Origin of the sequence: Micromonospora sp. WMMD1128 (assembly GCF_027497235.1) — a bacterium.
Lineage (GTDB): Bacteria > Actinomycetota > Actinomycetes > Mycobacteriales > Micromonosporaceae > Micromonospora.
Map to the genome: position 1 here is coordinate 5,774,347 of NZ_CP114902.1, position 22,097 is coordinate 5,796,443.

At 72.4% G+C, this 22,097-nt stretch carries 17 protein-coding genes; 7 read left to right on the top strand and 10 right to left on the bottom strand.

The window, feature by feature from the left end:
* The first annotated feature begins 67 nt into the window (after positions 1-67).
* The 5 genes from O7602_RS25845 (at position 68) to O7602_RS25865 (ending at position 6,973) form a co-directional block, all read left to right on the top strand.
* Positions 68-1,210, top strand: a complete 1,143-nt coding sequence (locus O7602_RS25845) for an FxsB family cyclophane-forming radical SAM/SPASM peptide maturase (protein WP_281585205.1) — start codon at positions 68-70, stop codon at positions 1,208-1,210.
* A complete protein-coding gene (locus tag O7602_RS25850) occupies positions 1,207-2,511 on the top strand; it encodes an HEXXH motif domain-containing protein (RefSeq protein ID WP_281585206.1) in 1,305 nt (434 codons plus the stop codon). Before O7602_RS25845 ends, O7602_RS25850 begins: the two co-directional genes overlap by 4 nt.
* 34 nt (positions 2,512-2,545) lie before the next feature.
* Complete coding sequence (locus O7602_RS25855) at positions 2,546-3,328, top strand: hypothetical protein (RefSeq protein ID WP_281585207.1); 783 nt, start codon at positions 2,546-2,548, stop codon at positions 3,326-3,328.
* 463 nt (positions 3,329-3,791) lie between these two features.
* A complete protein-coding gene (locus O7602_RS25860) occupies positions 3,792-4,910 on the top strand; it encodes a cellulose binding domain-containing protein (RefSeq protein WP_281585208.1) in 1,119 nt (372 codons plus the stop codon).
* A 20-nt stretch (positions 4,911-4,930) separates the two neighbouring features.
* Complete coding sequence (locus O7602_RS25865; protein ID WP_281585209.1) at positions 4,931-6,973, top strand: family 43 glycosylhydrolase; 2,043 nt, start codon at positions 4,931-4,933, stop codon at positions 6,971-6,973.
* A 52-nt stretch (positions 6,974-7,025) separates the two neighbouring features.
* Here the strand turns inward: O7602_RS25865 and O7602_RS25870 are convergent, their stop codons facing one another.
* Positions 7,026-8,567, bottom strand: a complete 1,542-nt coding sequence (locus tag O7602_RS25870; RefSeq protein ID WP_281585210.1) for an alpha/beta hydrolase-fold protein — start codon at positions 8,565-8,567, stop codon at positions 7,026-7,028.
* A gap of 290 nt (positions 8,568-8,857) precedes the next feature.
* On the bottom strand, positions 8,858-9,004 hold the full coding sequence (locus O7602_RS25875; RefSeq protein WP_281585211.1) for a hypothetical protein: 147 nt from the start codon (positions 9,002-9,004) through the stop codon (positions 8,858-8,860).
* 112 nt (positions 9,005-9,116) lie between these two features.
* Between O7602_RS25875 and O7602_RS25880 the strand changes: the two genes are divergently transcribed.
* On the top strand, positions 9,117-9,887 hold the full coding sequence (locus O7602_RS25880; RefSeq protein ID WP_281585212.1) for a L,D-transpeptidase family protein: 771 nt from the start codon (positions 9,117-9,119) through the stop codon (positions 9,885-9,887).
* A gap of 75 nt (positions 9,888-9,962) precedes the next feature.
* Here the strand turns inward: O7602_RS25880 and O7602_RS25885 are convergent, their stop codons facing one another.
* Positions 9,963-11,375 (bottom strand): glycoside hydrolase family 6 protein, encoded by a 1,413-nt coding sequence (locus tag O7602_RS25885; protein ID WP_281585213.1) that lies wholly within the window; start codon positions 11,373-11,375, stop codon positions 9,963-9,965.
* 143 nt (positions 11,376-11,518) lie between these two features.
* Between O7602_RS25885 and O7602_RS25890 the strand changes: the two genes are divergently transcribed.
* Positions 11,519-13,105, top strand: a complete 1,587-nt coding sequence (locus tag O7602_RS25890) for a DUF4139 domain-containing protein (RefSeq protein WP_281585214.1) — start codon at positions 11,519-11,521, stop codon at positions 13,103-13,105.
* 60 nt (positions 13,106-13,165) lie between these two features.
* Here O7602_RS25890 and O7602_RS25895 read toward each other — a convergent pair whose 3' ends face one another.
* The 7 genes from O7602_RS25895 to kdpB all read right to left on the bottom strand — a co-directional run bounded on the left by O7602_RS25895 (position 13,166) and on the right by kdpB (position 22,095).
* The gene (locus tag O7602_RS25895) at positions 13,166-13,435 is read right to left on the bottom strand and encodes a GlsB/YeaQ/YmgE family stress response membrane protein (protein WP_281585215.1); all 270 of its coding nucleotides are present in this window, start codon (positions 13,433-13,435) and stop codon (positions 13,166-13,168) included.
* Positions 13,436-13,570: 135 nt separating this feature from the next.
* Positions 13,571-14,521 (bottom strand): ion transporter, encoded by a 951-nt coding sequence (locus O7602_RS25900; protein ID WP_281585216.1) that lies wholly within the window; start codon positions 14,519-14,521, stop codon positions 13,571-13,573.
* 47 nt (positions 14,522-14,568) lie between these two features.
* Positions 14,569-15,675 (bottom strand): magnesium and cobalt transport protein CorA, encoded by a 1,107-nt coding sequence (locus O7602_RS25905; protein ID WP_281585217.1) that lies wholly within the window; start codon positions 15,673-15,675, stop codon positions 14,569-14,571.
* A 58-nt stretch (positions 15,676-15,733) separates the two neighbouring features.
* On the bottom strand, positions 15,734-16,414 hold the full coding sequence (locus O7602_RS25910) for a response regulator (protein ID WP_281585218.1): 681 nt from the start codon (positions 16,412-16,414) through the stop codon (positions 15,734-15,736).
* Entirely contained in the window at positions 16,411-18,957 is a 2,547-nt protein-coding gene (locus tag O7602_RS25915; RefSeq protein WP_281585219.1) for a DUF4118 domain-containing protein, read from the bottom strand. The genes O7602_RS25910 and O7602_RS25915 overlap by 4 nt, the downstream gene beginning before the upstream one ends.
* A gap of 85 nt (positions 18,958-19,042) precedes the next feature.
* Positions 19,043-19,918, bottom strand: a complete 876-nt coding sequence (locus O7602_RS25920) for a potassium-transporting ATPase subunit C (RefSeq protein WP_281585220.1) — start codon at positions 19,916-19,918, stop codon at positions 19,043-19,045.
* Positions 19,918-22,095, bottom strand: a complete 2,178-nt coding sequence (kdpB, locus tag O7602_RS25925) for a potassium-transporting ATPase subunit KdpB (protein ID WP_281585221.1) — start codon at positions 22,093-22,095, stop codon at positions 19,918-19,920. Before kdpB ends, O7602_RS25920 begins: the two co-directional genes overlap by 1 nt.
* Positions 22,096-22,097: the final 2 nt, after the last annotated feature.

A 22,097-nucleotide genomic window follows, 5' to 3' on the forward strand; every position in this document is an offset into this window, starting at 1 on the left:
TAGCGGCCGGACGGCCCCTCACCTCACGGCGGAGTGGCTGATGCCCGGACCCGATCACGGCCCAAGGATGTCGGCCGTCCCGTTCCGGCAGTTCGTGCTCAAGCTGCACAGTCGCTGTGACCTCGCCTGCGACCACTGCTACGTCTACACCAAGGCCGACCAGGGCTGGCGATCCCAGCCCCGAACCATGCCGCCGGAGGTGCTGCACCGGACCGCCCAGCGCATCGGCGAGCACGCCCGCGCCCACCGGCTCCGTCGGGTCGACGTCGTCCTGCACGGCGGGGAACCGCTGCTGGCCGGGCCCGCGCGGATGCGCGCGGCCGTGACGACCCTCCGGCAGGCCGCCACGCCCGTCCCGGTCCGCGTGACGGTGCAGACAAACGCGGTACGACTGGACGAGACGTTCCTGCGCCTGTTCGACCGGCTCGACGTCCGGGTCAGCGTCAGCCTGGACGGCGACCGGACCGGGCACGACCGGCACCGGCGCGGCCCGGACGGCCGGGGCAGCCACACCCGGGTCGAGGCGGCCCTGCGTCGGCTGACCACCGACTTCCCGCACCTGTTCAACGGTCTGCTCTGCACCGTCGACCTGCGCAACGACCCGGTCACCACCTACCGCGCGCTGCTGACGCACCGGCCCCCGGCGGTCGACTTCCTGCTGCCGCACGGCACCTGGGCCGCGCCCCCGCCCGGTCGCGCCTCCGACCCCCGCCGCACCCCGTACGCGCGCTGGCTGGCCGCCGTCTTCGACGAGTGGTACCACACGCCCGGGCAGCGCACCGGCGTCCGCCTCTTCGACGAGATCATCCAACTGCTGCTCGGCGGGACGTCCCGGCTCACCGGGGTCGGCACCGGCCCGCTCGCCGTGGCGGTGGTGCAGAGCGACGGCGCGATCGAGTTGGACGACACGCTCGCCGCCGCGTACCCCGGCGCGGCCGGCACCGGGTTGCACGTGACCCGGCACTCCTTCGACACCGCGCTGCGGCTGCCGGTTGTCCGGGCCCAGCAGGCGGGCGCCGCCGGGCTGTGTGCGACCTGCCGGGCCTGCGACCTGCACCGGGTGTGCGGCGGCGGGCTGCGCACCCACCGGTACCGGGCCGGCACCGGCTTCGACAACCCGTCGGTCTACTGCCCCGACCTGTACGCCCTCATCGGACACATCCACCGGACGGTGGCCCGGGACGTGACCGCGGTCCGGGCGGCGTCGTGACCCTCCCCCACCACCTCCTGCCCGGAGGCGTCCTCGACGAACTCGCCGCCGGCCGGGGCGGGGCCGACGCCGTCGCGCGGTTGCGCTCCGCGCAGCACAGCAAGACCCTGCTGCTGGTCCGGGCGCTGACGCTGCTGCTGGGTGAGGCGGCCCACCCGGACCTGCCCGCGGTCGAGGCGGCCTACCGGGTGCTGGCCGGGTCGGATCCGCGGGCCCGGGCGGCGGCGCTGGGCCATCCGCCGGTCGCCGCCTGGGCGTTCGGCACCGCCTCGCTGCTGCGGAGCGGGCGGAGCGCCCCGTACCCCGGGTTGCTGGCGGCCGTGGCCGTGGTCGCGGCCGTCCGCGCCGGCGCGGACGCCGACCTCGACGTGCCGTTGCCGCCCGGCGGGCCGGGCCGGCTCGACCTGCCCGGGCTCGGCACCCTCGCCGTTCCGGCCGGTGCGACCCGCGCGTCGGTGCGGTGCGTCGACGGGCGGCTGCGGGTGCGTTGCGCGGGCGAGCGGGTCGAGGTCGACGACGTGCGGGCGGCCGGGCCGGGCTGGACCCCGCTGCCCCGGATGGGGTTCCGCCGCCAGGGCCTACCGCTGTCGCTGGTGGTGGACACCCCCGGTTGGCAGCACGTCCCCGGGGTACGCCTCGACGGACCCCGGACCGACCACAGGTGGCGGCACCGCCTCGACGGGGCGTGGCGGCTCCTGGTCGACGACCACCGGCCGGTCGCCGAGGAGGTGTCCGCCGCCATGCGGGTGCTGATACCCGTCCGCGCGCCCCGGGCCGGCACCCGCAGCGGCACCTTCCACCACGCGTTCGGGTCGGTGGCGATGTCGCATCCGCTCGACGCCCGGACCGCGGCGGTCACCCTGGCCCACGAGATCCAGCACCTGAAGCTGGCCGCGCTCGCCGACATGTTCGCCCTGCTCGAACCCGGGCCGACCGAGCTGTTCTACGCGCCGTGGCGCACCGACCCCCGGCCACTGGAGGGCCTGCTGCACGGCGCGTACGCCCACCTCGGGGTGGCCCGGTTCTGGCGTCGGCAGGCGGACACCGCCCGCACCCGGGCGCAGCGGCACCACGCCCGGGTCGAGGGGGTCAGGTGGAGCCGGGCGGTGGCCGACGTCCTGCCGGTCCTGTGCGCGCGACGCCGGCTCACCCCGGTCGGCCGGCGGCTCGTCGACGGGATGGCCCGGGTGCTCGACGGATGGGCCGGTGAGCCGGTCGCCCCCGACGCGGCGGCCGAGGCCGGGCGCCTGCTGGCGGCGCACCGCGCCCGCTGGGACCACCAGCACGCGCCGACCGGCTGACATCCGCCTTCCCGACCTCCACTACGCTGACTCCATGGGGGAGGGTAACGGCAACGCCACGCGCCGTGAGTGTTTCGTCATCGCGCCGATCGGTCCCGACGGCTCGGAGATCCGCCGACGCAGCGACCAGATCCTCAACTACCTGATCCGACCGGTGGTTGAGGCACGGGGCTTCGTCGCCGTGCGCGGCGACGAGATCGAGCGGGCCGGGCTGATCACCTCGCAGGTGCTGGACCGGATCATTCAGAACGAGCTGGTCGTCGCCGACCTCACCGACCAGAACGCCAACGTCTTCTACGAGTTGGCGGTGCGGCACGCGTTACGCCGGCCGTTCGTGCAGTTGATGGCGAAGGACCAGCAGTTGCCCTTCGACGTGCAGGGCATGCGGACCATCCTGGTCGACCACACCGACCTCGACAGCGTGGAGTCCGCCAAGCAGCAGCTGGGCCGGGCGATCGACGCGATGAGCAGCGAGACCGACATCGTCACCCCGATGTCCGTCGCGCTCACCCTGCAGGATCTGCGCGGCTCGTCCAGCCCCCGGGAGGCCGGGCTGTCCCAGATCATCGAGACGCTGCCGCAGATGATGGACATCCTCCAGGACCTGCACCGCCACCTGGGCATGGGTGGCGCGACCGGCGGCGGGTCGGACGACGAGGACCACAGGCGGCTGCGGAGCCTGTTGGAGTCGTTGGCGGCGCGCGGCGGGGTGACGGAGGACGAGCTGTCCGGGCTGTTGGGTGGGGGCAGCAGCAAGTTCGAGCGGTGGGTCGAGGCCCTGATCCAGCGGGCCGGACGAAACCACCACGCCGGCTGAGCACGGCGCGGGCGCGGGCCCGGGTGACGCATCGACGCTCACCCATTGAAGATGTTAACGATAACATGTAATCTTCCCGGCGACGGAGCGAAGGGCACGCTCCCCATCGGATCGCCGAGCCGCGAAGGCAACCGGGACCACCGTGTTCCCGTGCCGTCCGCCGGTGACCGTCCGGGCGAACCGCCGGCGCCGCGCGCCGCAGCGGACGCCGGGCGTCGAGCCGCTGCGCACCCCACCCGCACGTTCCCGCGCCCGGCCACAACTCCCGCCTCCACCCGCCCGGCCCGCGGTCGCGCACGGCACCGCCGGCCGTTCCGTCCCAGAGGGAGCGTCCCTTGTCAGAAATCAGACCGCTACTTCCCCGTTGCGCGGGGAGCACCGCCGCCGGCCTCCCGGCGGACGCCACCGAGAACGCCGTTCGGGCCGACACCGTCGCCGCCGGACACCGGCAGGAGGGCTGACCATGCGTACACGGAGGAGATTCTTCGTCGCGGCGGCCCTCGCGGTCGCGACGGCCGCGATCGGCGCGGCGACCGTCACCGGGCCGGCGGGCGCCGAGTCCAACGGCGGAGTACGGGTCATGCCGCTCGGCGACTCGATCACCGAGGGCACCCAGGTGCCGGGGGGTTACCGGATCGGCCTGTGGCAGCGGCTGAACAGCGCCGGATACCGGGTCGACCTCGTCGGCTCGCAGTACAACGGGCCGGGGAACCTGGGCGACCACGACCACGAGGGGCACCCCGGCTGGCGAATCGACCAGATCGACGCCAACATCGTCGGCTGGCTGCGCAACACCACTCCGCGGACGGTGCTGTTGCACATCGGCACCAACGACATCCTGCAGAACTACAACGTGTCGGGTGCGCCGAACCGGCTGTCCAGCCTGATCGACAAGATCACCGCGACCGCGCCGGATGCCGAGGTCTTCGTCGCGCAACTCATCCCGCTGTCCAATTCGGGCCAGGAGTCGGCGGTCCGCACCTTCAACGCCGCGATTCCCGGCATCGTGCAGAGCAAGGTGAACGCCGGCAAGCGCGTCCACCTGGTCGACATGCACTCCGCGCTCAACACGAGCGACCTGATCGACGGCATCCACCCGACCGCCAACGGCTACGACAAGATGGCCGCCGTCTGGTACAACGCGTTGCGCGCGGTGCCCGGCAGCATCGGCAACGTGGGCGGGTCGACCACGCCCCCGCCGACGACGGCGCCCCCGACTACCCCGCCGCCGACGACCCCGCCCCCGACGACTCCGCCGCCGACCACGCCACCGCCGGGTGGCGGGGCCTGCACCGCCACCTACGCCCTGGCCGGGCAGTGGCCGGGCGGGTTCCAGGCCACCGTGACCGTCACCGCCGGCGGCGCGGCCATCTCCGGCTGGACCGTCACCTGGACCTGGGCCAACGGTCAGACCATCAGCCAGTCGTGGAGCGCCACGATCAGCGGCAGCGGCGCCGCCGTCACCGCACGCAACGTCAGCTACAACGGCGCGTTGGGAGCCGGCGCCAGCACCCAGTTCGGCTTCCTCGGCTCCGTCAGCGGCGCCAACAACAACCCCACGCTGAGCTGCGCCGCAGCCTGACCACGCATCGGAGGAGAACTGTGCACCGCATCAGACGACTCTGGCTGGCCAGCCTGCTGGCCGCTCTCCTGACGACGACCGGAGCCGCGTTCGTCGCCTCGTCCGCCCAGGCCGCAAGCGGCTGCCGGGTGACCTACACGATCACCAGCTCCTGGTCGGGCGGCTTCGGCGCCAACGTGGACATCACCAACCTTGGTGATCCGGTCAACGGCTGGCGGCTGACCTGGGCCTTCGGCGCCGGACAGACCATCCAGCAACTGTGGAACGGCAACCACACCCAGTCCGGGGCCAACGTCACCGTCACCAACGCCCCCTACAACGGCGCGATCGGCACCAACGCCAGCGTGTCGTTCGGCTTCAACGGCGGCTGGACCGGCAGCAACCCGGTTCCGACAGACTTCGCCCTCAACGGCGTCGCCTGCGGTGACACCCCGCCGACGACCTCGCCGTCGCCGACCACCTCGCCGACCACCTCGCCGTCGCCGACGACGTCGCCGACGGCCTCACCGACTCCCCCGCCGACGACCACGCCCCCGCCCACCGACGGGCCGTGGCCGCCGTCGTCGACCTACACCAACCCGATCGTGTGGCAGGACTTCGCCGACGGCGACATCATCCGGGTCGGCGACGTCTACTACTACACGGCCTCCACCATGCACTACTCGCCCGGAGCGCCGATCCTGCGCTCCTACGACCTGGTGCACTGGGAGTACGCCGGGCACGCGGTGCCGAATCTGGACTTCGACTCGAACAACTACAACCTGACCGGGGGCCGGGCCTACATCAAGGGAATCTGGGCCTCCGCGTTCAACTACCGCAAGAGCAACAGCACCTACTACTGGCTCGGATGCGTCGAGTTCAACCGGACGTACGTCTACACCGCCTCGGCCGTGGACGGCACCTGGCAGAAGAAGGCCCGGATCAACAACTGCTACTACGACGCCGGGCTGCTGATCGACGACAACGACACGATGTACGTCGCGTACGGCAACACCACCCTCAGCGTGGCCCAGTTGTCGGCGGACGGCACCAGCCAGGTCCGCGCCCAGCAGGTGTTCAGCACGCCGTCGAGCGTCGGGACGCTTGAGGGCTCCCGGTTCTACAAGCGGGGCAACTACTACTACATCTGGGTGACCCGGCCGGCCAACGGCCAGTACGTGCTGCGCTCGACCAGCCCGTGGGGGCCGTACGAGATGCGGCAGGTGCTGCTCAACATGCCGACCCCGGTCTCCGGCGCCGGCATCCCGCACCAGGGCGGTCTGGTGCAGACCCAGAACGGCGCCTGGTACTACATGGCGTTCGTCGACGCGTACCCCGGTGGCCGGATCCCGGTGATGGCGCCGATCAACTGGAGCTCGGACGGCTGGCCCAGCGTCCAGACGGTGAACGGCGGTTGGGGCGCCAGCTACCCGTTCCCGAACGTGCCGCGGCCACCACGCCAGGTCAAGTCGATGATCGGTCCGGACACCTTCGCCGGCCCGACGCTCGACCCGCGCTGGGAGTGGAACCACAACCCGGACACCACGAAGTTCTCGCTCAACAACGGGCTGCGGTTGCAGACCGCCACGGTCACCAACGACCTGTACGCCGCCCGCAACACGTTGACCCACCGGATCCAGGGACCGACGTCTACCGCCACGATCCAACTGGACTACTCGACCATGCGGGACGGTGACCGGTCCGGACTGGCGATGCTGAGACATCTGTCGGCCTGGGTCGGCGTCCGTCGCGACAACGGACAGACCCGGGTGTCGATGGTCGACGGGCTCTCCATGGACAGCAACTGGAACACCACGAGCACCGGCACCGAACGGGCGAGCGCGGCGGTGTCCGGCGGCCGGATCTGGCTACGTGTCAACGCGGACGTCAGACCCGGCTCCGGCCGGCAGGCGAGGTTCTCCTACAGCACCGACGGAGTCAACTTCACCTCGCTCGGGCCGGCGTACACGCTGAACAACGACTGGCCGTTCTTCATGGGCTACCGGTACGGCATCTTCAACTACGCCACCTCGTCGCTCGGCGGTTCGGTCACCGTCAACCGTTTCGACCTCACCACTCCGTGATCCGACGCGGTGGGCCGGCGACCCTCGGTCACCGGCCCACCGCGCCCACCGGTCAGTGCCCCCGACCCGGTCGCGTCAGGATCACCTGGGCCGAGGCGGTCTTGGTCGGGTCGACCACCGACGTCGCCACGACGGTGAGCGACCGCGCCCTCTCCACAGCGGCCACCGAGAGCCGGCCGTCCGCGGAGACCGTCGTCCGGGCCGAGGTCGCTCCCCGGACCGACCAGGTCACCGCCGGACTCACTCCGGGGTTGGTGGTCACCCTGGCGGCGAACTTCCGGTTGCCGCCCTTCTTCAGGTGGGTGGTCGCGGGCGTCACCGACACCGAGTCGACGCCCGACCACAGGTGGTCCCGGGCGAAGATGGTGAAGAGCTGGCTCGCGGTCATCCCGTCGTGCGCGCCGGGCACCTGGGTCGTCGCGGCGGAGTAGCCGCGGGCCCGGAAGTTGTCGGCGACGGCGTTCTGCGCGTTGAGGTTGCCCTCGAAGACGCCGTTGCCGAGGAACACGAACAGGTCGTCGTCACCGACCGCCGCCGCGACGTTGTCGTAGTCCTGCGCGCTCAGGGCCGGGTTGCCGGAGAAGTGGCCGTAGAACGCGAACGTGGTCGGGTAGCCCCGGATGACGTGGGCGCCGGTCATGCCGCCGTAGGAGAAACCGGCGTAGGCGCGTCCCTCGCGCTCGGTCGAGACGTTGTACTTCTTCTCGATCAGCGGAAGGATCGTCTGCACCAGGTTGTTGGCGGCGTTGGTCTGGTTGTAGGAGGCGAAGCCGAGGCTGGTGCCGGTGAAGTGGTTGCCCATGGTGACCACCACCGTGGGCTCGATCTCGCCCTTGGCCGTCATGTTGTCCAGGATGTTCGGGACGTTCGCCGGCACCATGAAGTCGGTCTCGTCGCCGAAGATGCCGTGGGCGAGGTAGGCGACCTTGTACGGTTGCCTGCGCTTGGCGTCGTAGCCGGCGGGCAGGTAGACGCCGAGGTAGTGACCGCTGTCGCCGAGGATGGTGGTGTAGGGGATGTACCGGACGGTGCCCCGCTTCGCGCGGTCCGCGATCGGCAGCTCATACTCTGCCCGCTGCTTCAGCACCGGGTCGTTCTGCTTTTTGGCGTAGGGCACGTACACGGCGTCGAGGACGTCGTTGTTGCGGACCCGGAACGAGGCGTCGCCCGGCGGGCGGGGCTTGGTGGAGGCCGGGTCCCAGATCCGCTTGTTATCCCAGCCCCGGGTCGGGTCCCACACCCGGTACCAGTAGCTGATCCCGCCGGCGTGCAGCGGGAGCGAGACCGACCAGTTTCCCTTGGCGTCCCGGGTCATGTCCCGGAGGAACTCGGTGCCCCCGGCGTGGTAGCGCCCCGGCTGCCACTCCTCCGGCTGGTACCGCGTGGCGCCGGTGTTCAGGTCGAGCAGCGTCAGGTCGCCGGCCAGGCGTACCTGGGTGGCGTCGGGGTTGCGGTAGACGAACGTGACGGTGTACCCGGTCGGTGACTTGTGGTCCGGCTTGACGGTCGCGCCCGGCGCGACCGCCGGCCGGTGCTTGCCGGCGACGGCGGCCGGCGCGGAGACGGTGGCGCTGGCGCCTGCGGCGAGTGCCATGAGCGCGAGCATCGAGATCGCACGGCTGAGCCGGCGTCCTCCGATCGCCATTCTCATCTGAGTGTGCTCCTGTCATTTCTGGTCCGCTCAGGACCCCGGCGGGTCGTGTTCGGACACCGACGGCCGGGCGGTGGCTGGCCCGGAGAGTGCGACAGGGCCCCCTTCCGGACCCTTGAAATGCCTGGCTAAATCGCTTTAGCAGGGGCAGTCTCACCGGGTACGCAACCCGGTGTCAAGGGTCCGTGCGGGCGAGAGGCAGGCGAGAGGGCCGGGAACCCCGGCACCCGCGCCTAACCGGTGATCACCGGCCAGGCATAGGCCAGCAGGGCGCACGCCGCCCCGAGCAGAGCGAGCGACACGCCGCGGGTACGCACGGGCAACGCGGCGAGCGCGAGCAGGATGACCGCGACAAGATAGAGAAACGCTTGCACCGACATGGATGTCTCCTCGGGATCGACGGACGGGCGGTGTGCCCTCTACCCCCGCGAGCCCGGCCGGGAAACCCGCGCGGGACACCGGAACGGGGCACCGGGTGGGAGGATCGGCCGCATGCGACGCAGATCCCTGATCGTCGGCGCGGCGGCCGGCCTCGCCGCGCCCGTCGTCGCCGGCGCGACGCCGGCAGCGGCCGCCGCTCCCGACGCCACCACCGACCCGCCCCGCCCACGGCCGCGCACCTGGACGCCGAGCAACAGGGCCAGCGGGCTCACCACCCTGCCGGCCAACACACGGCAGGTCGTCGTGGTGACCGCGGCCAGCTGGAACACCAGCTACGCCACGTTGGAGACGTTCGCGAAGACCGACGGCCGCTGGACCCCGGTCTCGGCGGCGCTGTCCGCGCGGATCGGCTCCCAGTTCTTCAGCGACAACCACGTCGAGGGCGTGCCGACCACGCCCACGGGCGTCTACGCGTTCGGCCCCACCATGTACGGCATCGCTGCGGATCCGGGCGTGAAACACCCCTACCACCGGGTCGTCACCAACGACTGGTGGAACGAGAATCCGGCTTCGTCGGCCTACAACACGTTCCAGCACACGGCCACCGACCCCGGCGGCTACAGCGAGGCGCTGTGGAAGGAGAAGCCGGCCTACACGCACTTCGCGGTGATCACCTACAACATGGCACCGAACGTGTCGAAGCCGGTGCCGAACGCGGGCAGCGGGATCTTCCTGCACGAGTTCAGCAAGACGCCTTCCGGTCCCACGGCCGGCTGCGTCAGCCTGTCGCACGCCGACCTGGTCGGCGTGCTCCGGTGGCTGGACCCGGCGGCCCAGCCGAGGATCGTGATGTGCCCGCTGGACAGCCTCGGCCGCTACTGACCGGCCCGGCCTGAGACGTGCCGCGGCCCGGCGCGGAGCTGGAAGCTCCACGCCGGGCCGCGGGCTCGGGCGGGGTCAGCTGGCCGTGCAGCTGGCCGTCCCGCCGGGGCCGGAGCCGGTGCCCTGGAAGCCGAAGTTGGTCGACTGACCAGCGCCGATGTGTCCGTTGTAGCCCACGTTCGTGAACTTGACGGTCCCAGTGGTGCCGCTCGCCTGCGCGCTCCAGACGCCGGTGATCGCGGCGCCGCTGGGCAGCGTGATGGTCACGGTCCAGCCGTTGATGTCCGCGGAGCCGGCGGTGACGTTCACGCTCGCGGTGAATCCACCGGGCCACTGGTTGACCGAGAACGAGGCGGAGCAGCCGTTACCGGTCGGCGGCGGCGTGGTGGTGGGAGGAGCCGTGGTCGGCGGCGCGGTCGTCGGCGGGGCCGTCGTCGGCGGTGCGGTGGTCGGCGGCGCGGTGGTCGGCGGCGCGGTGGTCGGCGGCGCGGTGGTCGGCGGGTTGGGCGCGCCGTTGGCCAGGCTGTAGGCCAGGTCCGGCTGGAACGAGCCGGCCGTGTAGCGGCAGCCGTCCGCCTCGCCCGGCGGCTTCACCCAGAGGTACGCGTCGATGTTGCCGTCGCCGGTGTTCACCGTCGGGTACTGCCCGATGCGCCGGTCGGTGTTGTCGTCGGCGCACCAGTCGCCGCTGGCTCCGCCGTTGCGACTGGTGTCGATGACCTGACGCTTGCCCGAGATGCCCATGCCGTTGAGGGCGGAGATGACCCCGCGGCCGAAGTTCGCCTCACTCGAGGTGGGGTTGAAGTTCGACACGTTGGTGAAGAAGCCGTCGGCGTACTGCACGCCCGCGTTCCGGAGCCGGTTGGCCGTCTCGTTGGCGCTGTTCCACGTGGAGTGGCCACCGTCGAGGTACACCTTGGCGTTGGGGTTGCCCGCCTTGATGGTCCGGGTGGCCGTCGAGATCGCCTGGTTGCGCGCGTTCAGCTCGGCGCTGCTCAGGCAGGTCAGCAGGGCGAGCGAGTCGGTCTCCAGGATGATGATGGCGGTCTGGTTGCCCAGGCCGCGGGCGAAGTTGGACACCCACGTCTGGTACTGGTTGAGGTCCGGCGCCCCGCCGGCGCTCGCTCCGCCGCAGTCCCGGTTGGTGATCTCGTAGACCGACAGCACCGGGATCTGCTGCGCCGCGTTGGCGGCGCCGATGAACCCGGAGACCTCGGACTGGATGGTCGACGGGTTGAAGTTGGCGAACCAGCGGGCCTGCGGCTGGCTCGCGATCTTGTCCCGGATGACTGCGGCGCGCCAGTCGCCGGAGTTGGCGGCGGACCACCGGACGACCGCCGACGTCGGGTCGCGGTAGAGCGATCCGGACAGTGTGCCGGCGGAGGCGCCGCCGACGGTGAGACCGATGGCGGCGGCGGTGGCGCCCGCGACGGCCGCCATGCCGAGCGCCGCCGATCTGCGGCGGCGCAGCGGGGAGAGGATAGCCACGACGTGTTTCCTCCTGATCACATCGATGTATCTAAGTTCATGGGAGCGTTCCCATGGACGGTAGCGGAGCCGGACAGCGCTGCCAAGATGTGAAGCGCTTCGATAACGTTCGACGTGAGCACGGGTCGGCTACCCTCGCCGCCGTGGACACCACCGAGATCGACGCACCGGTCGTCAGCGTGACCGTCTATCCGGACCGGGCGCGCGTCACCCGCCGCGGCAGCCTCCGGCTCCCCGCCGGCGACCATCGGGTACGCGTCGCGCCGCTCCCGTCGGGCCTGCGACGGGACTCGATCCGGGTCGGCGGACGCGGCGCGGCCACCGTGCTCGGCGTGGACGTGACCGCCCGGCGGCAGGCCCGCAGCACCGACGCGCAGGTGGTCGACCTCGAGCGGCGGCGGCGCGAACTCGCCGACGAACTGGCCGAGGTCGAGGACGCCGACGGGGTCGAGGAGCAGCGCGGCGCTTTCCTCACCCGGTTGGCCGAGCGCGCCGGCGGCACGTACGCCCGGGCGCTCGCCGCCGGCGACGCCGCGCCGGCCGACGTGGCCGCCTTCACCGACGCGGTGACCGCGCAGCTCAGCGACGCCCGGTCCCGGCGGCGCGCGCTGGCCCGGCGGCGTACCGAGCTGGCCGAGCAACTGGCCGCGGTCGATCGCGACCTCGACGCGGCGCGCGGCAAGCGGGAGCCGGACCGACTGGCCGCCGACGTGACCGTCACGGTGGCGGACGACGACGCCGACGTCGAGCTGGAACTGACCTACCTGGTGGACGGCGCCCGGTGGCAGCCCTCCTACGACCTGCGGCTCGTCGACGACACCATGACCGTCACCTGGTTCGCGCTCGTCAGCCAGGGCACCGGCGAGGACTGGCCGGAGTGCGAACTCCAGCTCTCCACCGCCCGGCCGGCGGCGACGGCCGGCGTACCCGAATTGCCGCCCTGGTATCTCGACCGGTTCCGGCCGGCGGCCCCGCGGGCCGCGGCGGCGGACCCGCCGGTCGGGATGCCGCCGCCCCCGGCGCCCGGCGCGGCGCCGGTCGGCGGCGGACTCGCCCGGTCCGCGGCACTCCGGCCCCGGGTGCGGGAGAGCGTCGCCGAGGTGGAGCAGGGGGTCAGCGCGGCCACCTACCGGCCGGCCCGGCCGGTGGCGGTGCCGGCCGACGGCAGCGCCCACCGGGCCACCATCGCGGTGCTGGAGCTGCCGGCCCGGCTGGACCACGTGACCGTGCCGGTCCGCGCCGCCGAGGCCCACCTGCGGGCGACGGTACGCAACACGTCGGCGCACACGCTGCTCCCCGGCCCGGCGGCGGTGTTCCACGGCGCCGACTTCGTCGCGGCCACCCGGCTGCCGACGTGGGCGCCGGGCGAGGAGACCGAGTTGGCGCTCGGCGTGGACGACCGGCTGCGGGTGGAGCGGAAACTGCACCGGCGCACCGAGACGAAGGCCACGCTCTCCTCGACCCGGCGGCGGGAGGTGGAGCACCGGATCACCGTCGCCAACCACACGCCCCGCGCCGCGACGGTCGAGGTACGCGACCAGCTGCCGGTGTCCCGCGACGAGGCGGTGGTGGTGCGGGAGACGACGCTTGCGCCGCCGCCGGCGGAGCGTACCGAGCTGGGGGAACTGACCTGGCGGCTGTCGCTCGCGCCGGGCGACAGCGGCGAGATCACCTTGGGCTTCCGGGTGGAGCTGCCGAAGGGGGTCGAGCTCACCGGTTGGCGGGAGTAGACGTTAAGCGGGGCCCCTTCCTATGCAGAATGCGTTAAGAAGGGGCCCCGCCTTGCACCGTCAGTGGCGGCGACGTCCGTACGCGCCGGCGGCGATGTAGACGCCGACCGCGGCGAAGATGATCTGTAGCGCCAGCTCGATCCAGTCGATGCCGGCGGTGTCGTCCACGCCGAACAGGCCGGCGACGAGGGTGCCCAGGAGCGCGGCGACCACACCGATGACAAGCGTGAGCCAGATCGGGATGTCCTGCTTGCCCGGCACCACCAGGCGACCGAGCGCGCCGATGATGAGACCGATGATGATCGCGATGAAGAAGCCGGTAACTTCCACGGGAGTCGTCCTGTTCTTCCGAGGGTTTGACGTCCCGTTCGGTGCCCCGTTCGACGTGCGGCTCAAACGCGAGAGTCGCTTCTTTCACGCAACTGTCATGGCCGATCCGGCCCGGATCGACCCGGATCGGTCCGGTCAGCGGTCCGCGGGCTGCCGTCGCCGGGGCCCGCCGGGGCTGTCCTCCCGGTCGATCCGCAGCTCCCGCTCCAACTCGGCGACCACCGTACGCAGGTCGTCCAGGCGCTGACTGATCGCGATCCGGTCCAGTTCGTCCGGCACCCCGTCGCCGTCGGAGTCGTAGTCCGACGCCAACCCCTCGGTCATCTCCAACCGGCGCGCCTCCTCCATCGAGTTGACGATGACGGCGATGAGGATGTTCAGCAGCAGGTTGACCGCGATCATCACGAAGCTGACGTAGTAGAGCAGCGTCCACGACGACACCTCCAGGCCCTGTTCCAGCAGGTCGGGCAGCGTCTCCAGGGACAGCAGCACGAACAGCGTGACGAGCGAGCGGCCGATGTCGCCGTACTGCTCCGGGTAGCGGTCGCCGAAGATGAGCCAGCCGACCATCCCGTAGACATAGAGGGTGACCCCGGCGAGCGCGAGGAACGCCGCCACGCCGGGCAGGCTGCGCCACAGCGCCGTGACGATGGTGCGCAGGCCGGGCGAGAAGCGGACCAGCCGCAGCACCCGGGCCACCCGGACGAACCGCAGCACCGCCGGGTCGCCGTGCAGCCCCGGCACGAAGATCGCCACGGTCACCAGCAGGTCGAACACGTTCCAGCCGTGCCGGAAGAAGTCCTGCGGCCGGCGGCCGTACGCCAGCACCCGGATGGTGATCTCCACGACGAAGACCACCCGGAACATCAGCTCGGTCCAGCGCAGCGCCGCCGCGGTGGCCCCCGAGTGCGGGTACGTCTCGATGCCCAGCACCGCGCCGTTGGCCATGATCAGCACCACGATCGCGATCTCGAACGGCCGGGACGCGACGATCCGGGCACACCGGGCCGCCACCGTCCCGGACTCCGCGCCGCCCGGACGGCGCACCCCCCGCTGGGCCGGCACCTCAGCTCGCCGGTCAACCATCCCGACACCCTATGGGGCGGCCCCGGGCGGGAGCCTGGCGACCGCGCTCACAGCCAGCCGCGACGTTTGAACAGCAGATAGAGCGCGCCGCAGACGGCGAGCATCAGGGCGACCGCGAACAGGTAGCCGTACCGCCAGCCCAGCTCCGGCATGTGGGTGAAGTTCATCCCGTAGACGGTGCCGATCAGGGTGGGCGCGAACAGGATCGCCGCCCAGGCGGAAACGCGCTTGACCTCCTCGTTCTGCTCGAAACTCGCGGCGGTGAGACTGCGCATCTCCTCGTTCTGCGCCTGCGACACCAGGGTCGCGTTGACGGTGAGGATGCTCTGCAACAGGTGCCGGAAGCCGTCCACCCGCTCCACCACCTGGATGAGGTGGTCGGCCACGTCCCGCAGCCGGCGGCGCAGCTCCTCGTCCGTGCCGTAGCGCTCGAAGCCGCCGGTGAGCGCCTCGACGACCTTCAGCAGCGGCCTCGCCGCCCGCTGGAACTGGATCACCTCGCGGCTCAACTGGTAGATGCGACGGCTCGCGTTCGGGTCGCCGCCGAACACCTCGGTCTCCACCTCGTCGATGTCGTTCTCCAGCCCGGCCACCACCGGCGCGTAGCCGTCGACCACCCGGTCGAGCACCGCGTACAGGACCGCCTCGGGGCCGAGCCCGAGGACACCCGGGTCGGCCTCCAGCCGCCGCCGCACGGCCGCCAGGTCGGGTGCGCCGCCGTGCCGGACCGTGATCACGAACCCGGGTCCGAGGAACAGGTGCAGCTCGGCGAACTCGACCGCCTCCCGCGCGTCGAGATAGCGGGCGGCGCGCAGCACCACGAACAGGGTGTCGTCGTACCGCTCCAGCTTCGGCCGCTGGTGGGCGTTGATCGCGTCCTCGACCGCCAGCTCGGGCAGCCGGAACTCGGCGGCCAGCGAGACGATCTGCGCCCGGCTCGGCCCGCGCAGGCCGATCCAGGCCATCGCGCCGTCGAGCTGCTGGAGACAGCGGTACGTGTCGGCGAGGCCGCCCGGCGAGGCACGCCGTACGCCGTCGACGTAGACGCCGCTGTCGACCAGCCCGGCCGCCCGCTCCGGCTCGGCCGCGCCGGCGTCGATGGCGTGCTCGTCCAACTGCCGGCCGAACCCCTCCGAGGACCGGTTGTCCGCCATGCCCCTCCCCCGCTGCTCGGCCGGCTCGCCGAGTCCCCCGCGGCGGCCGGCGCAAACGTCAGGGCCGGTAGCGGTAGCCCATGCCCGGCTCGGTGATCAGGTGCCGGGGCCGGGCCGGGTCGTCCTCCAGCTTGCGCCGCAACTGGGCCAGGTACTGCCGCAGGTAGTTGGTCTCCTGGTCGTATCCCGGCCCCCACACGTCGTGCAGCAGTTGCCGCTGGCTGACCAGCTTGCCGGGGTTGCGCAGCAGCTTCTCCAGCACGGCCCACTGGGTCGGGGTCAGCCTGACCTCCGTACCGTCGTCCCGGGTGACGGTCCGGTCGGCCAGGTCGACGGTGTGGCTGCCGACGCGCAGCGCGGGGACGTCCGGCGCGGCCGGGCCCGACCGGCGGGTCACCGCGCGGATCCGGGCGAGCAACTCGTCCACCCCGAACGGCTTGGTCACGTAGTCGTCGGCGCCCGCGTCAAGCGCGGCGACCTTGTCCTCGCTGCCGGCCCGGCCGGAGAGCACGATGATCGGCACGGTGGTCCAGCCGCGCAGCCCGCGGATGACGTCGGTGCCGTCCAGGTCGGGCAGGCCGAGGTCGAGCACCACCAGGTCCGGCGGGTGCCCGGCGGCGGCCTTCAGCGCGGCGGCCCCGCTGTCGGCCACGTCGACGTCGTAGCCGCGGACCCGCAGGTTGATCCGCAGGGCGCGCAGGATCTGCGGTTCGTCGTCGACGACCAGGATGCGGGTCATGCCGGCGGCCCTCCTGACCCGTTGGCGGTCGGCAGCCGCAGCACCATGGTGAGACCACCGCCGGGCGTGGTCTCCGGGGTGATGCTGCCACCCATCGCCTCGGCCAGCCCCCGCGACAGCGCCAGCCCGAGCCCCACCCCGGTCTGGTTGTCCCGGTCGCCGAGACGCTGGAACGGCAGGAACACGTGCTCCCACTGGTCCTCCGGGATGCCTGGCCCGGTGTCGATCACCCGCAGCTCCACCCGGCCGGCGTGCGCGCTGCCGATGATCGTCGGTGGCCGGCCGGGCGGGCTGTGCCGCAGCGCGTTGGCGACGATGTTGACAAGCACCCGCTCCAGCAGGCCGGGGTCGGCCCGCGCCGCCGGCAGGTCCGGCGGGATGTCCGTGGTCACCTCGGCCGCCGCGGCACCCAGCTCGTCCAGGGCCCGGGGTACGGCGTCCTCCAGCCCGATCGCGGTCGCGGCGACGCCGAGGGCACCGGCCTGCAACCGGCTCATGTCGAGCAGGTTCGCCACCAGCCGGCCCAGCCGGTCCAGCGACTCGTCGGCGGTGGCCAGCAACTCCTCCCGGTCCGCCGCGTCGAACTCCACGTCGTGGCTGCGCAGGCTGCTCACCGCGGCCTTGGCCGAGGCCAACGGCGTACGCAGGTCGTGGCTGACCGCGGCGAGCAGCGCGGTCCGCATCCGGTCGGCGGCAGCGAGCGGGCGGGCGGTGGCCGCCTCCTCGGCCAGCCGCTCCTGGCGCAGCGCGACGGCGGCCTGGGCGGCGAACGCCTCCACCACCCGACGGTCGGCCGCCTCCAGTCGCCGGCCGGCGAGCACCACGCTGAGCCGCTCGTCGACAGGCACCACGGTCTCCCCCGCGCTCGGGCTGCCGGGGGGCCGCTCGCCGACGCTCGCCACCACCCGCCAGGCGGCCTCGTCGGCGGATCGGGTCGGCCGTCCCTCGGCCCCGGCGGTCAGCTCCAGCACGCTCACCGCGTGCAGCCCGAAGGTCTCCCGCAGCCGGTCCAGCAGCGCGGGCAGGGGTCGCTCCCCGCGCAGCACACTTCCCGCGACGGTGGCCAGGGTCTGCGCGTCGGCGGACGCCCGGGCCGCCTCCCGGGTACGCCGGGCCGCCACGTCGACCACCCCGCTCACCGCGACCGCGACGCCGACGAACACGGCAAGCGCGAGGAGGTTGTCCGCCTGGGCGATGGTGAGCGTGTGGAACGGCGGGGTGAAGAACCAGTTCAGCAGCAGCGAGCCGCCGAGCGCGGCGACGAGCGCCGGCCACAGCCCGCCGATCAGCGCCACCCCGACCACGCCGGCGAGGAAGAGCAGGATGTCGTTGGTCAGGGTGAGGTCGGGCAGCGTCCGCAGCAGCAGCGTGAGCAGCGGCATGCCGAGCACGGCGAGCGCGTACCCGAGTAGCCGGCGGCGGCGGGACAGCGCGGCCGGCGCCGCCCCGCCACGGCGCCCCCGCCCCGCCTCCGGGTGGGTGACCAGGTGCACGTCGATCGGGCCGGAGAGCGCGGTGGTGGTCACCCCGACGCCCCGGGCGAGCACCTGGGCGAACCGACCGCGCCGGCTGGCGCCGAGCACGAGCTGGGTGGCGTTGACGCCGCGGGCGAAGTCGAGCAGCGCGGCCGGGACGTCGGTGCCCAGCACCTGGTGGTACGTGCCGCCGAGGCTCTCCACGAGCACCCGCTGCCGGGCCAGCAGGGCCGGGTCCGCGCCGGCCAGCCCGTCGCTGCGGGCCACGTGCACGGCGAGCAGGTCGGCGCCCCGGCCGCGGGCGGCGATCCGGGCCGCCCGGCGGACCAGCGTCTCGCCCTCGGGGCCGCCGGTGAGCGCCACGACCACCCGTTCCCGCGCCTCCCAGGTGTCGGAGATGCCGTGCTGGGCCCGGTACGCGTCGAGCTGCTCGTCGACCTTGCCGGCCAGCCAGAGCAACGCCAGCTCGCGCAGCGCGGTGAGGTTGCCGACCCGGAAGTAGTTGCCGAGCGCGGCGTCGATCTTGTCGGGTCGGTAGATGTTCCCGTGCGCCATCCGGCGGCGTAGCGCCTCCGGCGTCATGTCCACCAGCTCGACCTGCTCGGCGGCCCGGACCACCTGGTCCGGCACGGTCTCGCGCTGGGTGGTGCCGGTGATCTGCGCGACGACGTCGTTGAGCGATTCCAGGTGCTGCACGTTGACCGTGGACAGCACGCTGATCCCGGCGTCCAGCAGCTCCTGGACGTCCTGCCAGCGCTTGTCGTGCCGGGCGCCGGGGACGTTCGTGTGTGCCAGCTCGTCGACGACCACCACCTCGGGTCGGCGGGCCAGCACCGCGTCGAGGTCCATCTCGGTGAACTCGACGCCTCGGTAGGTCATCGGCCGGCGCGGCACCACCTCCAGGTCGCCGATCATGGCGGCGGTGTGCTTGCGGCCGTGCGTCTCGACGAACCCGATCACGACGTCGGTGCCACGCTCGGCCCGACGTTGGGCCTCTTCGAGCATGGCGTACGTCTTGCCCACCCCGGGTGCCGCCCCGAGATAGATCCGCAGTTCCCCCTTACCCACCACCCCATCCTCCCCGAGTGAAAGGAAGGGGCCCCGCTTAACGCCTTCGGTAGAGGCGGGGCCCCTTTTTAACACCTGCCACCCCTCAGCGCGGCGGGAACTCCCGGTCCAGCGCGAGGTTGAGGTCCAACACGTTCACGGCGGGCTCGCCCAGGAAGCCGAGCGTCCGGCCGGCGGTGTGCTCCCGGACCAGCCGGCGGACCGCCCCCGGGTCCGCCGCACGCTCCCGCGCCACCCGGGCCACCTGGATCTCCGCGTACGCCGGGGAGATGTGCGGGTCGAGACCGCTGCCGCTGGCGGTGACCGCGTCGGCCGGCACGGCCGGCTCCGCCGGCGCGTCCCCCCGGACCGGGGTGACCACCCCGCCCTCGGCCACGTAGTCGTGGCCGGGCCGGGCCGCCTCGACCGGCACGCCCTGCCAGGTCGGGACGAACGGCGTCGCCGGCGCGACCTGGTTGACGCTGACCACCCGGGTGATCCGGCCGGTCAGGCCGTCGGCGCGGAACACGGCCAGCACCGCGCCGACCCCGTCCGGCGTGCAGTACGGGCGCCGCCCGTCCACGCCGTCCAGCTCACCGACCGCCTTGCTGCGCGCGCAGACCTGGGTGAGCAGGCTCGGCGTGGAGCCGGCGGGGTCGGCGGCGAGCGTGTCCACCACACTCTCCGGACCCAGGTTGCTGGCAGCGGTGGCGGTCGGGTCGTAGCCGGCGGCGGACGGCCGGGACTGGAAGTAGCGCGGGACGGGGTCACCGTCCGCGTCGGTGAACGACTGGCCGATCAGCGAGCTGCCGACGGTCCGGCCGTCGACGGTGACGAGCGAGCCGTCCGCCCGGCCGTCCAGGCCGGGGATCCGGCCGACCGCGACCAGAGCGAGCGGGTACGCGAGCCCGAGCAGCACGGTGAGGACGAGCAGGGCGCGCAGGGCGGCGAGGTGTTGGGCGAGCCAACTGGGCAGACGCATCACGAGATCCCCGGGATGAACTGGACGAGCAGGTCGATGAGTTTGATGCCGACGAACGGCACCACGATGCCGCCGAGGCCGTACCGCAGCAGGTTGCGGCCGAGCAGCTTCGAGGCGCTGGCCGGGCGGTAGCGGACGCCCCGCAGGGCCAGCGGGATCAACGCGACGATGACGATCGCGTTGAAGATGACCGCGGACAGGATCGCCGACTCGGGGCTGGCCAACCGCATCACGTTGAGCCGGTCCAGGGACGGGTAGATGCCGGCGAACATGGCCGGGATGATCGCGAAGTACTTCGCGATGTCGTTGGCGATGCTGAACGTCGTCAACGCGCCCCGCGTGATCAGCAACTGCTTGCCGATCTCCACGATCTCGATCAGCTTGGTCGGGTCGGAGTCGAGGTCGACCATGTTGCCGGCCTCCTTCGCGGCCGACGTGCCGGTGTTCATGGCCACCCCGACGTCCGCCTGGGCCAGCGCGGGCGCGTCGTTGGTGCCGTCGCCGGTCATCGCGACCAGCCGTCCGCCCTCCTGCTCCTTACGGATCAGGGCGAGCTTGTCCTCCGGTGTGGCCTCGGCGAGGAAGTCGTCCACGCCGGCCTCGTCGGCGATGGCCTTCGCGGTACGCGGGTTGTCCCCGGTGATCATCACGGTCCGGATGCCCATCCGGCGCATCTCGTCGAAGCGCTCCCGCATGCCGGCCTTGACGACGTCCTTGAGGTGGATGACGCCGAGGACTCGGGCCGGTTCGCCGGCGACGTGCTCGGCGACCACGAGCGGGGTGCCGCCGGTGCCGCTGATCGCGTCGACGAGCGCACCGATCTGGTCGGTCGGGTGGCCGCCGTGTTCGCGTACCCATCTCGTCACCGCCGCGGCGGCGCCCTTGCGGATCTGCCGGACGCCGCCGTCGGCGGCGGCCAGGTCGACGCCGCTCATCCGGGTCTGCGCGGTGAACGGCACGAAGGTGGCGTGCGGGATGAGACCGGGCTCGCGCTCGCGCAGCCCGAACCCGTTCTTGGCCAGCACCACCACCGAACGCCCCTCCGGCGTCTCGTCGGCCAGGCTGGACAGCTGCGCCGCGTCGGCGACGGTGGCCGCGTCCACGCCGTCCACCGGCAGGAACTCGGCGGCCTGGCGGTTGCCCAGGGTGATCGTGCCGGTCTTGTCCAGCAGCAGCGTGTTGACGTCGCCGGCCGCCTCGACCGCCCGCCCGCTCATGGCGAGCACGTTGCGCTGGACGAGGCGGTCCATGCCGGCGATGCCGATGGCGGACAGCAGCGCGCCGATGGTGGTCGGGATGAGGCAGACCAGCAGGGAGGCCAGCACGATGCCGGCGACACCGGAGTCGGTGATCGCCTGCGTGTCCGGTGCCGCGGCCTGGTAGCCCTTGGCGAAGATCGCCAACGGCTGGAGCGTGACGACCGCGAGCAGGAAGATGATCGTCAGCGCGGCCAGCAGGATGTTGAGCGCGATCTCGTTCGGCGTCTTCTGCCGGTCGGCGCCCTCGACCAGGGCGATCATCCGGTCGATGAAGCTCTCTCCCGGCTTCTGCGTGATCCGGACGACGATCCGGTCGGAGAGCACCCGGGTGCCGCCGGTGACCGCGCTGCGGTCGCCGCCGGACTCCCGGATCACCGGGGCGGACTCGCCGGTGATCGCCGACTCGTCGACGCTGGCGATGCCCTCGACCACGTCGCCGTCGCCCGGGATGATCTGCCCGGCCTCGACCAGGACGATGTCGCCCTGCTTGAGCTGCGGCGCGGGCACCGCCTCGTCCCGGTAGGCGTTGGCCGCCGCGCCCGGAGTCCAGCCGAGCAGCCGGGTGGCGATGGTGTCCTGCTTGGCCCGGCGCAGCGTGTCGGCCTGGGCCTTGCCCCGTCCCTCGGCGACCGCCTCGGCCAGGTTGGCGAAGAGCACGGTCAGCCAGAGCCAGATCGTGATGGCCCAGGCGAACACCGACGGGTCGACGACGGCGAGGACGGTGGTGAACAGCGCGCCGATCTCGACGATCAGCATCACCGGGTTGCGCCACAGGGTGCGCGGATCCAGCTTGCGCAGCGCGTCCGGCAGGGACGCGAGCAGCTGGCGCGGGTCGAGCAGTCCGCCGCCGACCCGGTCGCCCTGGCGGGCCGGTGTGCCGAGGGTGGGCGCGTCGGCGGTGTCGAGAGGTGCCGTCATGT